The 12,235-nt window shown below is 72.0% G+C and carries 9 protein-coding genes; 3 read left to right on the forward strand and 6 right to left on the reverse strand.

Features of this window, described 5'->3' with window-relative positions:
- Positions 1 to 215: 215 nt before the first annotated feature.
- The 4 genes from ACT2CW_RS00175 to ACT2CW_RS00190 form a co-directional block, all read right to left on the reverse strand.
- Positions 216 to 1,409 carry a hypothetical protein gene (locus ACT2CW_RS00175; protein WP_445515082.1) on the reverse strand — a complete coding sequence of 398 codons (1,194 nt, stop codon included), beginning with the start codon at positions 1,407 to 1,409 and terminating at the stop codon, positions 216 to 218.
- Positions 1,410 to 1,525: 116 nt separating this feature from the next.
- Entirely contained in the window at positions 1,526 to 2,464 is a 939-nt protein-coding gene (locus ACT2CW_RS00180) for an N-acetylneuraminate synthase family protein (RefSeq protein WP_086883669.1), read from the reverse strand.
- On the reverse strand, positions 2,465 to 3,664 hold the full coding sequence (locus ACT2CW_RS00185) for a cytidylyltransferase domain-containing protein (RefSeq protein WP_414081650.1): 1,200 nt from the start codon (positions 3,662 to 3,664) through the stop codon (positions 2,465 to 2,467).
- A gap of 74 nt (positions 3,665 to 3,738) precedes the next feature.
- Positions 3,739 to 5,100: a DUF6716 putative glycosyltransferase gene (locus ACT2CW_RS00190; protein WP_445515083.1), complete on the reverse strand. Its 1,362-nt coding sequence runs from the start codon at positions 5,098 to 5,100 to the stop codon at positions 3,739 to 3,741.
- Positions 5,101 to 5,287: 187 nt separating this feature from the next.
- On the opposite strand from ACT2CW_RS00190, the gene ACT2CW_RS00195 reads away from it, so the two are divergent.
- From ACT2CW_RS00195 to ACT2CW_RS00205, 3 genes are all read left to right on the forward strand, one after another.
- Positions 5,288 to 6,265: a glycosyltransferase family 2 protein gene (locus tag ACT2CW_RS00195; RefSeq protein WP_037953487.1), complete on the forward strand. Its 978-nt coding sequence runs from the start codon at positions 5,288 to 5,290 to the stop codon at positions 6,263 to 6,265.
- Positions 6,265 to 7,674 carry a polysialyltransferase family glycosyltransferase gene (locus tag ACT2CW_RS00200; protein ID WP_445515084.1) on the forward strand — a complete coding sequence of 470 codons (1,410 nt, stop codon included), beginning with the start codon at positions 6,265 to 6,267 and terminating at the stop codon, positions 7,672 to 7,674. Before ACT2CW_RS00195 ends, ACT2CW_RS00200 begins: the two co-directional genes overlap by 1 nt.
- Before the next feature lie 173 nt (positions 7,675 to 7,847).
- The gene (locus ACT2CW_RS00205) at positions 7,848 to 8,966 is read left to right on the forward strand and encodes an acyltransferase family protein (RefSeq protein ID WP_445515651.1); all 1,119 of its coding nucleotides are present in this window, start codon (positions 7,848 to 7,850) and stop codon (positions 8,964 to 8,966) included.
- A gap of 567 nt (positions 8,967 to 9,533) precedes the next feature.
- Here ACT2CW_RS00205 and ACT2CW_RS00210 read toward each other — a convergent pair.
- Positions 9,534 to 11,012 carry a CoA transferase gene (locus ACT2CW_RS00210; protein WP_445515085.1) on the reverse strand — a complete coding sequence of 493 codons (1,479 nt, stop codon included), beginning with the start codon at positions 11,010 to 11,012 and terminating at the stop codon, positions 9,534 to 9,536.
- Positions 11,013 to 11,106: 94 nt separating this feature from the next.
- Positions 11,107 to 12,120 carry a trypsin-like serine peptidase gene (locus tag ACT2CW_RS00215; RefSeq protein WP_445515086.1) on the reverse strand — a complete coding sequence of 338 codons (1,014 nt, stop codon included), beginning with the start codon at positions 12,118 to 12,120 and terminating at the stop codon, positions 11,107 to 11,109.
- Between the last annotated feature and the right edge of the window lie 115 nt (positions 12,121 to 12,235).

The raw sequence follows: 12,235 nt of genomic DNA on the forward strand, positions 1-12,235 counted from the left end.
GAAGAAGCGTAGAACGCCAGGTGGGTCCGCCGAATGTCGATCAACAAAAATTCAATCTGTTCGGGTACGCAAAAGTACCCGCCCCGCTGCATGATCTTCCTAGTCAGGGGGTATAACACCCAATTTCCCGGTCGGCCGCGGGTGAGATGCGCCACACGGCCGTACGGGCGACGAGCTCAGAACCTGAGACGCCTCAGGACGCCGCGCGATCGCTCTCAGGACGCCGCGACCGGTGCCGCGGGCGGTCCCGGGTTCGCGGGCGGGGCCGCGTCCCGCTGCGGGACCGAGTCCCTGGGCGGGGCCGCGTCCCTCGGCGGGGGTGACCCCGCCTGCGGCCCCGAGCCCAGCCGGCGCACATCGCGCGCCGTCCCGGTGACCCCGGACAGGAAGCCCTGGGCGCGCGGGGAGGCGTCCCTGGTCAGCCAGGCGGGGTCCACATCGCAGACCGCGACCTGGACGCCGGTGCCCACGAGCGCGAGCGGCAGGGTGTGCACCACGGTCGAGGGGAAGCTCACGATCGTGTGGCCGATGGGGCCGCGGCGGGCTATCAGCTCGAGCGGCAGATCGGGCCGTACGATCTCCAGGCCCACCTCGGCCGAGACCCGGTGCAGCTTCTCGGCGCTCTCCCGGCGGTGCGCGAAGTAGCGGGTGGCGCCATGGGTGCGGGCCAGCGAGCCGACCGCTTCCAGATAGCGCTCCAGGTCCACCACGCCCGTCTCGACCAGGGATGTGCCCACCAGGTCGGTGCCGCCGGTGAGCCGGGGCGGGCCGAACCGGGCGCGGGTCCAGGCGAAGTCGTTGGCGGTGATGGTGACCCCGGCGGGCGGCTCCACCGGCATCGAGCTGAAGACCTCGACCCGGCGCTTGGTGCCCGGGGTGAGCCGACGGCGCGCGGTGGCGGAGACCGGCGCGAACACCATGTCGCGCGGCCCCTTGCTGCCGCGCCGGTGCCAGCGCACCAGGGGCTCGCCCTTGGCCAGCTGGGAGATGAACTCCATGGTGGCCGTGCCGTCGTCCACCACGACCAGGTCCTTGGCCCGGGTGAGGGTCAGCAGCAGCTGGACATAGCGGGAGAACGGATCGCCTATCACGATCCGCCCGGCCCGGCGCAGCGGTCCGCGCAGTCCGCCGATGGTCTTGATCGGCGCGCCGGCCCCGCCGCGGGCGTCCTCCCAGCGCACGGCGAAGCCCTCGTCCCGCGTCAGCTCGGCCATCCGGCGCAGCTGGCCGCGGGTCATCGGATCGTGCGGGGAGAGCACCACCACGGTGAGGTCCTGGGGCGCCGTGGCCCCGGGGCCCGCGGCGCGCTGGGCGTCGGCGTACGCCCACTCCAGCACGTTCAGCAGCTGAACCGGGCTCTCGACGAAGGCGAGCGTGGCCGGAGAGGCAGAGGGGGCAGCGGAGACCATCGCACCGTCCAAAGGCAGGGCCCGGAAGCGGTGGGCAGCCCCCGACGAGTCAGGGGTGCCCGCCGCTTCCGGGCAAGGGCCGGGCTCACCGGCCGGTGGATTCACGGCAGAGTGCCTCAGACCGCGGCGGGCTCGCGGTCGGCGGACTCGGACTCGGACTCGGCGACGACGCCCGCGACACGGCGGAGCTTCTTCATCGGGCCGAGCTCGCTCTCGTAGACCTTCTTGACGCCGTCACCGAGGGACTCCTCGATGATGCGGATGTCCCGCACCAGGCGCGTCAGGCCCTGCGGCTCGACCGAGGCGGCCTGGTCCGAGCCCCACATGGCGCGGTCGAGGGTGATGTGACGCTCGACGAACGCGGCACCGAGCGCCACGGCGGCCAGGGTGGTCTGGAGACCGGTCTCGTGGCCGGAGTAGCCGATCGGCACGTTGGGGTACTCGGCCTGGAGCGTGTTGATCACGCGCAGGTTGAGCTCCTCGGCCTTGGCCGGGTACGTGGAGGTGGCGTGGCACAGCAGGATGTTGTCGCTGCCGAGCACCTCCACCGCGTGGCGGATCTGCTTGGGGGTGGACATGCCCGTCGACAGGATGATCGTGCGGCCGGTCGCCCGCAGGGCGCGCAGCAGCTCGTCGTCGGTCAGCGAGGCGGAGGCCACCTTATGCGCCGGGACGTCGAACTTCTCCAGGAAGGCGACGGCCTCGGTGTCCCACGGGGAGGCGAACCAGTCGATGCCGCGCTTGGCGCAGTGCTCGGAGATGGCGCGGTACTCGTCCTCGCCGAACTCCACGCGGTGGCGGTAGTCGATGTAGGTCATCCGGCCCCAGGGGGTGTCGCGCTCGATGTCCCACTGGTCGCGGGGGGTGCAGATCTCCGGGGTTCGCTTCTGGAACTTGACCGCGTCACAGCCGGCCTCGGCGGCGACGTCGATCAGCTTGAACGCGTTCTCCAGGTCGCCGTTGTGGTTGATGCCGATCTCACCGGTGACATAGACCGGGTGGCCGGGTCCGGCGGTCTTCGCGCCGAGGGTACGGAGGCGAGAGTTGGAGCTCACTTAAGACAGTTCCTTTCCGAGAATCCACGAGGCGATCTCGCGGATCGCGCCGTCCCCTCCGGGGGTGGAGGTGACCGCACGTGCAGCGCCGCGCACGACGTCGTGCGCACCTGCGACCGCCACGGGCCAGCCGACGAGGCCGAAGCACGGGAGGTCGTTGACGTCGTTGCCGACGTAGAGCACGCGCTCCGGCGCGATGCCCTGCTCCTCGCACCACTGCTTCAGTGCGAGATCTTTTCGGTCGATGCCGTGGAGCACGGGGACCTGGAGTTTGCGGGCCCGTGCGGCGACGACCGGGTTCTTTTCGGTGGACAGGATCAGCAGCGCCAGCTCAGCGCGGCGCAGGGCGGCGATCCCGAGCCCGTCGCCGCGGTGCACGGCCACGAGTTCGCGTCCATCGGAGTCGACGAGCACCCTGTCGTCGGTCTGGGTGCCGTCGAAGTCGAGTACCACCGCGTCGATGTCGTCGCGGGTGGGGAGGGCGCCCGGCCGCTCGGCGTCGAACAGCGGGGCAAGCGCGCGGGCGCGGGCCAGATCGTGCGGATCGTCGATCTCCAGCACCCGGGCGGGGTCGGTGCGCACCAGGTCGGTGCGGCCGAAGAAGCGGTGCCCGGCCTTGCGGAAGCCGCGCGCGTCCATCGCGTAGGCGGCGCCGGTCTCCAGGAAGTCCTGGGGCCGGTCCTGGCGGCGCGGGCGGTACGACTTGTCGTGGTTGACCCCGTCGCCGCCGTCGTCTTGCGGGTTCTCGCCCTCGCGCCAGACGAAGCCGTGGAAGGGGGCGACGGTCAGCGCGGTGTCGGCGCCCTTCTCGGCGACCGCCGCGGCCACCCCGTCGATGTCCTCGCTGATGATGAAGGGGCTGGTGCACTGCACCAGGAGCACCACGTCCACGGTGGTGCCGTGCGACGCCTCGTAGGCGTCCATCGCGTGGATCACCGCGGCCTCGCTGGTGGCGGTGTCCCCCGCGATGTCGGTGGGCCGCTGGATGACCACCGCGCCGGCCCCGCGCGCCGCGGCCGCGATGCCGGTGTCGTCGGTGGAGACGACCACGTCCGTCACCAGGCGGCTCGCCCGGCACTCCATGACCGCGCGGGCGACCAGCGGCACACCGCCGACGGCGGCGAGGTTCTTCGCGGGGACGCCCTTCGATCCGCCACGGGCGGGGATCACGGCGAGCACACACGGGCTCGAGGCGGTCATGGCGGCTCCTTCAGGGTTTGCAGAGGTGATCGAGGCCGTCCCGGCCTCCTCTTGGTTCGCGCGCGGGTCGCCGCTCACAGCTCCCCCATCCGCCGGATGACGGGAGCCACGCGCTGGACGCCATGGCGATAGGCGCCGCGGGCCGCTTCCCGCATCGTGTTGCGCACCACCCGCCGCAACGCGGAGACCTGCGCCTCGTCCTCGGCGGAGGCGCCGGGACGTGGTGAGCCGTCCGGCTCGAAGCCGTACCGGGCGAGCCGGCCGGGCAGATAGCCGGGTGCGGTGACGGGGGTGTAGAAGGGGTCGAGCGGCGGCAGGGCCGGTGCGGCGGCCAGCTCGGCCACCCGCTCCCGCGCGGCGTCGAACCAGGTCTCGTACGGCCCGTCGGCGGCCACGCCCTGGCGGCCGAGCCACTCGGCGTCCGGCTCGGGCAGGTGCCCGGCGTCCAGCTGGTCCCAGGAGGCCAGACAGCCGGAGCCGAGGAAGTGGTGGTTGCCGAGCGTCTCCCGCACCCCGAGGTCGGTGAGCACGGCGGTCGGTATCGAGCGGTGCAGCGACTCCAGGGCGGCCGTGGAGCTGACCGTGACCAGCAGGTCCGCGGTGTCCAGGACCTCGCCCATGTTGCCGTAGGCGAGCCGGAAGTTGGCGGGCAGATCGTCGCCGAACTTCGCGATCAGCTTCTGGTAGGGAAGCTCCTCGATGTGGGTGGTGTGCTCGCCCGGCTTGGAGCGCAGCTTGACCACGACCTCGCGGTCCGGGTGGCGGCGCGCGTGCTCCACCGCGCGGCGCAGCAGATAGGTGCGGTCGGCGCGGTTGTCCGGGACGGACGGCTGGACGGCGAAGACGACGGTGCCGCCGGGGTACTTCCGGCCCAGCCGCGCCTTCTCGTCGTAGCGGTCGCCGCCGAGGAAGGGCAGCGCGCACTCCACGACGCTCTCCGCGTCGGCGCCGACGCCCTGGTAGACGTCACGGAAGCGCTCGGCGTCATGGCGCGAGTTGGCCAGCACCACATCGGCGCCGTGGCGCAGCAGCAGCCCGTCGGCCAGCTTCTCGTAGACGACCCCGACATAGCCGGTGACGACCACGGGGCGGCGCTCGGCGCCCTCCCAGGCGTGGCGCAGTCCGTGCAGCATGGCCTGGACGGCGCCGCCGACCAGGGAGAGGACGATCACGTCATAGCGCTCACGGTCCATCGCCCGTACGAATTCCACGCCCGTGACCTCGCGCATCGCGTCGGCGCGCACCCCGACCTCGGTGAGCTGCCGGGCGGTCGGCGTGGCGCGGCCGCGCAGCAGGAAGCCGTCGAGGCGGCGCTCCGAGGCTGAACCCGACCCATCCGGTACGAGGCGATGCGCGGTGAGCGCGCCCCATTTCCACCGGGTGTCGGAGTCGGCGAGCACGGCGACTCGCACAGGGGATTTGGTACGTGAGGACACATCGGAGACGCTAGGAAGCGTTGTCGATTCACGGCCCAACGCAAGAGCAACAAAGGGTTAACAGAACATCGACGATTGGAGAATCGGCTGGCTGGAGCGGCGGGTTAACCGTTCCGACGTCCTTCGTTCACCTTTACGTACACCCTAGGTCAAGACGAATGCCGACCGGCGACCTAGCGTCACCCGCGTGGTTAAGCTCTCCGTCATCGTGCCGTTCTACAACGTGCAGACCTATGCCCCCGACACGCTCAGAAGTCTGCGCGCGAACGCGCGTGAGGACTTCGAATTCATTCTCGTCGACGACTGTGCCACCGACGGGACGCCGGAGATCCTGGAGCGGGCAGAACGCGACCTTCCGGGGGCCGTCTACGTACGGCATGAGAAGAACGGTGGGCTGGCCACCGCGCGGAACACCGGCCTGGACAACGCCACGGGGGAGTACATCGCCTTCCTCGACGGCGACGACTGGCTGGCCCCCGGCTACTACGCCCAACTGCTCGCGGCGATCGAGGACTTGGGGTGCGACTTCGTCCGCACCGACCATGTCCAGTGCACCGCCCGGGCGCGCTCCATCACCCGGGTGCCGCACGGCCGCCGCAATGAGGTGATGAACCCTCGGGACGTGATCCTCCCGGCCGACCGCTCCACCTCCGTCGACTACCCCTACGCCTGGGCGGGCATGTACCACCGCCGCCTGGTCGACGAGGGGCTGCTGCACTTCACCCACGGGCTGCGCACCGCCGAGGACCGGCCCTGGATCTGGCGGCTGCACCGCGAGGCCCGCAGCTTCGCCGTCCTCGGCCTGGCCGGGGTGTTCTACCGGCGCGGGGTCTCCTCCTCGCTCACCCAGATCGGCGATGTGCGGCAGCTGGACTTCATTCGCGCATTCGACCAGGTGATCGAGGAAACCGCGCGGGACCGCGACGCCGACGCCCTGCTGCCGAAGGCCGTCCGCACCTATTGCGCGATCATTTCCCACCACCTCGGCAACATCGAGAGATTCGAACCACAAGTGGCACGCAAACTCCGTTCCATGTCGGCGGCGGCGATGAAACGCATGCCCCAGGACGTATTGAAGGACGCACTGGATTCCATGGACTACGAGCGCGCCGCACGACTGCGGCGAGTCAAGCGCCGGTCCGCGGGGGCGGAGGTGGCGGCCTGATGTCCGCCTACAAGCCCCTGGCGGAGCGCAAGCGCACCCAGATCTTCCTCGCCTCGACCCTCTACGGGGCGGCGACCCTCGCGGCCGCGATCGACGCGGGCAGCGTCGGCCCGGCCGACCGCCGGCTGCTGCTGATCAGCAACAACGCCGCGACCCCGGAGACCACCCCGCCGGTGGACGAGATGCCCGGCTTCGAGCGGCTGCGCGGCCGCTTCGACCGGGTGCTGTCCTGGAACGAGACGATCTCGCCGTTCCACCCCGGCGGCTGGGCCCCGCGCGTCGACGACGCCCCGCTGTGGGAGCGCCATCTGCGGCTGCTGTGGAACCTCGGCGACGACAAGATCGAGCTGATCCTGGAGTCCATCCAGGTCAACCCGGCGATGGCGGTCGCCAATGTGTTCCAGGGCGCGCCCATCGACGTCTACGCGGACGGGCTGATGAGCTACGGCCCGACCCGCAACAAGCTGGACCCGCTGATCGGCACCCGGATCCGCCGGCTGCTCCACCTCGACCTGGTGCCCGGACTGCGGCCGCTGCTGCTGACCGAGTTCGGCGTCGAGCCGGAGATCCTGCCGACCGAGGTGTTCACCAAGGTGCTCAGCGAGGTGGCCGAGGCCGCCCCGCGCAGCGTCGCCTCCGCCAGCGAGCGGATCGCGGTCGGCAACGGCCCGGCGCTGCTGCTCGGCCAGTACCTGTCCGCGCTGGACATCCTCTCCCCGCAGGAGGAGGAAGAGCTGCATCTGCGGATGCTGCGCGGCGCCGTGGCCCTTGGCCATCGCACCGTCGTCTTCAAGCCGCACCCCACCGCCCCGGCCCGCTGGTCGCGGATGCTGGAGAAGAAGGCCGCCGAGCTGGGCGCGGAGCTGACCGTCATGGACACCCCGGTCCTCGCCGAGGTGCTGTACCAGCGGATGAGCCCGGCCCTGGTCATCGGCTGCTTCTCCACCGCGCTGCTCACCGCCGACGTCTTCTACGGGCTGCCGGTGGCCCGGATCGGCACCGACACGCTGCTGGAGCGGCTCACCCCGTACCAGAACAGCAACCGCGTGCCGGTGACGATCGTGGACGCGCTGCTGCCCGACCTCGAGGACCACAAGGCGGTGGCCGCCGCCCAGCCGGTGGACGAGCGGGCGGGCAAGCGGCTGACCGGGCTGGTCACCGCGGTCGGCTTCTGTATGCAGGCCAAGATCTACCCGGATCTGCGGCCCGCGACCGAGCGCTATCTGGCCGCCCACCTGGACAACAACACCTGGCGCTACTTCAAGAAGCGCCGGCTGACCGCGCTCGCCCTGCCCGGGGCGGTGCCCTCGCAGCTGGCGTTCATCCCGCGCAATGAGACGGTGCGCAAGGTGGCGCGCCGGGCCCGGGCCCTGAAGCGGGCCGCCCTCAAGCGGACGGTCACCGGATGAGCGCGCCGCCGACCCCCGACGCCGGGCCGATAGCCGACGCGGGACCGATAGCCGACGCGGACGCGGGACCGATAGCGGACTCGGACGCCGGACCGATATCCGACCCGGACGCCGGACCGATAGCCAACGCGGCGGCGACGGCTCCCACGCCGACGCCGCCGCGCGCCCCCGACATGGCCCTGGAGCGATCCGCCGAGCGCACCGCCAAGGCGGCAGCGCGCGGCGGAGGCCGTCCTCAGGTGCGGCTGCGGGCGCTGGACGGGCTGCGCCTGCTCGCCGCGCTGATGGTGGCCGCGTACCACTACGGCGGGCGCGACGGTGAGATAACCCAGGCGTGGGGCTCCTCGCCCCGCGCCCAGTTCCCCACCCTCTCCAGCTACTTCGCCTACGGCTGTCTGGGCGTCCAGATCTTCTTCGTCATCAGCGGCTTCGTCATCTGCATGAGCGGATGGGGACGGCCGCTGCGCTCGTTCTTCGCCTCCCGCGTCTCCCGCCTCTACCCCGCCTACTGGGTCGCGATCATCCTGGTGACCGGCGTCTTCGCACTGCCCTGGGTCGCCTACAAGGCGGTGTCGCCCAGCGACGCGCTGGTCAACCTCACCATGCTCCAGCAGCCGCTCGGGGTGGACCGGGTGCTGGGCGTGTGCTGGACGCTCTGGGCGGAGCTGCGCTTCTACGCCCTCTTCGCGCTGTTCGTGGTGCTCCCGGGCGCGACCCGGCACCGCGTGGTGCTGTTCTGCGCCGTCTGGACGCTGGGCTCGGCGTTCGCCGAGGCGTCGGACCTGCCGCTGCTGGACGTGGTCCTGATGCCGGAGTACTCCTCGTACTTCATCGGCGGCATGGGCATCTATCTGCTCCACCGCTTCGGCCATGACGCCCTGGCCTGGGGCATCATCGGGATCAGCTTCCTGATCGGCCAGCACTACGCGATCCGCGAGCTGTGGCACCCGGCCAACATGGACGCCTTCTCCTACCGGTCGGCCACCGGCATCATCGCCGTGGTCGCCTTCGGCTATGTGGCGGTCACGCTGATCGCGCTGGGCAAGCTGAACTGGGCGAACTGGCGCTGGCTGACCGTGGCGGGCGCCCTGACCTACCCGTTCTACCTGATCCATGAGCATCTGGGCTGGGTGGTCGTCTGGGTGCTCCACCAGAAGCTGGGCATCCCTTCCTACGGGACGTTCGCGCTGACGGTGCTGGTGATGCTGGGCCTGGCGTGGTTGCTGTACCGGTTTGTCGAGCAACGGTTCACCCCGATGATCAAGCGCTCGCTGAGCACGGCTCGGCTGTAGGGGCCGCATACGCGCTCAGGGCTTCAGGGCTCCCCCCCGCTGTCCCGCCGTTCCACGGCGAGGGGAGCGTCAGGGGAGGTCTTGGCGGCAACCGAATTTGCGCTGGCGGGCGGGCGTTGGGGGCCCGGTGCCCGACGGATCGTGCCGCCTGCGGCGGGCTGTTCCCCTCCCCGCCCCTTCCCACAACTGGGGCTCCGCCCCAGACCCCGGACCGGGGCCCGAGGGGCGGGGAGCCAATCCAGCCCCTCCGGCGATTGAGGAGCAGGCCCGAGGGCGGAGCCCCAGTTGCGGGAAGGAGCGGGGAGCCAATCCAGCCCCTCCGGCGATTGAGGAGCAGGCCCGAGGGCGGAGCCCCAGTTGCGGGAAGGGGCAGGGAGCCAATCCAGCCCCTCCGGCGATTGAGGAGCAGGCCCGAGGGCGGAGCCCCAGTTGCGGGAAGGGGCAGGGAGCCAATCCAGCCCCTCCGGCGATTGAGGAGCGGGGCCCGGGGCGGAGCCCCAGTTGCGGGAAGGGGCGGGGCTGGGGAAAGATCCGCCGGACACCCCGCACGCCCCACCCGGGCTCGGCTCAGAGCCAGCGCGGGGCGTCGGCGCCCAGACGGCCGGGTGGGCGGGCCCAGTCGAGGGGGCCGGCCGGGGTGGCGATCGGCGCGCGGGCGTACCGCAGCGCACCCAGGTCGGAGGCGGTCTCGGCCAGCCAGGGCGCCGAGTCATGGGCCGGGCCGTCCACCTCGGCGGCGGGAGCGATGCCATGGATCAGCCACGACGCCGTACCCGCAAGGGAGAGCCGCAGATGGCGTCCGCCGCCGGTGTCCTGGCGCTCGGTCAGCCCCCGCAACACCGCCCCCGCCAGCAAATACCCAGTGCCGTGATCGAGCGCCTGCGCAGGCAGCACCCCCGGGCGCCCGTCGCCATCCCCCTTCGCCTCGATCGCGGCGATACCCGTGGCCGCCTGGACCAGGCTGTCGAAGCCGCGCCGCCCAGCCCACGGCCCGGACCAGCCCCATGCGCACAACTGGGCCACGACCAGCCCAGGATGGCGCTCCAGCAGCGCGTCCGGGGCGAGCCCGAAGCGATCGAGCGCACCGGGGCGGTAGCCGGTGACCACCACATCGGCGTCGGCGAGCAGCGCCTCGAAGGTCCGGCGGTCCTCGGGCACGGCGAGGTCGAGCGCGGCCGAGCGCTTGCCGAAACCGGTGTCGGCGTGGGCATCCGGATCCTCAGGCAGCCGGGGTGAGTCGATACGCAGCACATCGGCGCCGAGCAGGGCCAGGGTGCGGGTGGCCACCGGTCCGGCGATGACCCGGGTCAGATCGAGCACGCGCACGCCGCCCGCGGGCAGCACACCGCTCGCGGGTGGCACGGCGCCCGCCGGCAGCACACCGCTCGCGGACAGCGCCCCACCAGCGGGCACGCCGTTCGCCAGCTGGGGCGCCTCCCCGAGGCGGCGCGGGACCGCATCCCCGACCCGCCGGGACTCGACCAACGGCAGCGCACCCAGCGGGATCTCGCTCTCACCCGGCTCCGCCACGGCCACCGCCAACCCGCCCGCCGCGTAAACGGTCTCCTGGATCGCGCGGGCGGGACGGGCCGCGAGCGCCGCCGCGAGCTCGTCCGGCCCGCTGTCGCCGGACAGGCCCAGGGCGGCGAGCAGCCGACCCCGGTGGTGCGGGTAGTTGGCGTGCGTACGGACCCACCCGTCGGCCGCGCGCCAGAAGCCGGACAGCGGGGCGAAGTTGGTGGGCTTACGGCCGTCGATCCGCAGGTGCCGTTCGCTGACGAACGCGGTGGCGACGGCACCCTCGTCGACCCGTACCGCCGGAACCGCCCCGCCGGAGCGCCGCGCGCCCAGTTCGGCGGCGGCCAGCGAGCAGACGCCCACGGTGGCGCGGGCCAGCTCGGCCACGGGCAGCCGGGCGGGCAGTCCGCCGCTCACCGCGCGGTACGTCACCCGCTCCAGCAGCGCGAGGTCGCCGCCGAGGGCGGCCCACGCGTGGGCGGTGGCCGCGTCCCGCGTATCCCGGGGTGATACATCGCTCCTCGTCATGGGCACATTGTGCGCCGAGGCGCAGGACGCGGAGCCCCGCCCCCTCCTCCTGGTCGGGGACGGAGAGGGCGGGCCGTGCGAGGTGGGTGGCGGGCTATGCGGAGCCCGCCTGCTGGTAGAGGCCGAGGGCCGCGTTGCCCAGCGTCGGGTGGTATTCGTTCGTCCCCGCGCTGACGCTGATGTTGCCGATCAGATAGCCCGCGCCGCCGGAGAAGTCGGCGAGGAAGCCGCCGCCGCTCGACCCTCCGGTCTGGACGCAGTCGATGCCCCACATCGTGGAGCCGGGGCGGCCCGCGTCGGCGAACTCGTTGCCCTCGCAGTGGTTCAGCCGCTCGCCGTTGCCCTCGGCGGCGGAGCCTCCGTAGCCGAAGGAGTGGACATGGCGGCCGGTCTGCGAGTTGAAGGCGATGCCCTGCGCGCCCACGGTGTCGGCCAGGGTGCGGCCGTTCAGCGTGTTCATCACGGCGAAGGCGTAGTCCCAGTTGGCGTTGCCCCGGGTGGAGACGTACTGGGCGTCCCAGAAGAGGCGGCGGGCGGCGAAGGTGCCGTAGGGGCGGTTGCCGTTGTTGTAGCCCGGGATGAAGACCCAGTTGCGGTAGCCGGTGCCGGTGGCGGCGTCCACGGTGCAGTGGCCTGCGGTGAGCACGACGGACTTGTTGTCGCTGTTGGCGACGGTGGCGGAGCAGGCGAAGGTGCCGCCCGAGGCGTTCTGGAAGAAGACCTTGCCCGCCGTGGTGCTGATCAGGCCGCCGCCGGTCCAGGCGGTGGGGGACGTGGCCCGCGGCGAGTGCGCGGAGACGGGGGCGGTGGGGCCCGGGAGCGGGGGCACGGCCACCCGCTCCCCCGCGGCCGGCGCGGGGTCCGCGAGCTTCGCGGTGCGGGCGGCGGGCAGGGTGGTGACGTCCTTGGCGGTGCGCAGCCGTTCCGCCGTCCAGAAGCGGACGGCGGCGCGCTGCTCCTCGGTGGCGACGGAGGTCCCCTGGGCGGAGGGAGCGGGGTGGGACAGGGCGGAGGTGGCGGCGTGGGTGGCGGCGTGGGCGGTGGTTCCGGCGGTCCAGCTGAGCGTGGCGAGGGTGAGGGCGCTGAATAAGGTGGCGACACGTCTCATGCGGTCGGCTCCAAGTCCGTTGGAGGTGCCCGAGAGCGTCGGACAACGTTGTCCGACGCTTTGTCGCCGGTAGGGTGCCACGACTGGTCCAGACCTGCCATGAGTCCGGACGTCA

Source organism: Streptomyces sp. NEAU-174 (genome assembly GCF_052665095.1).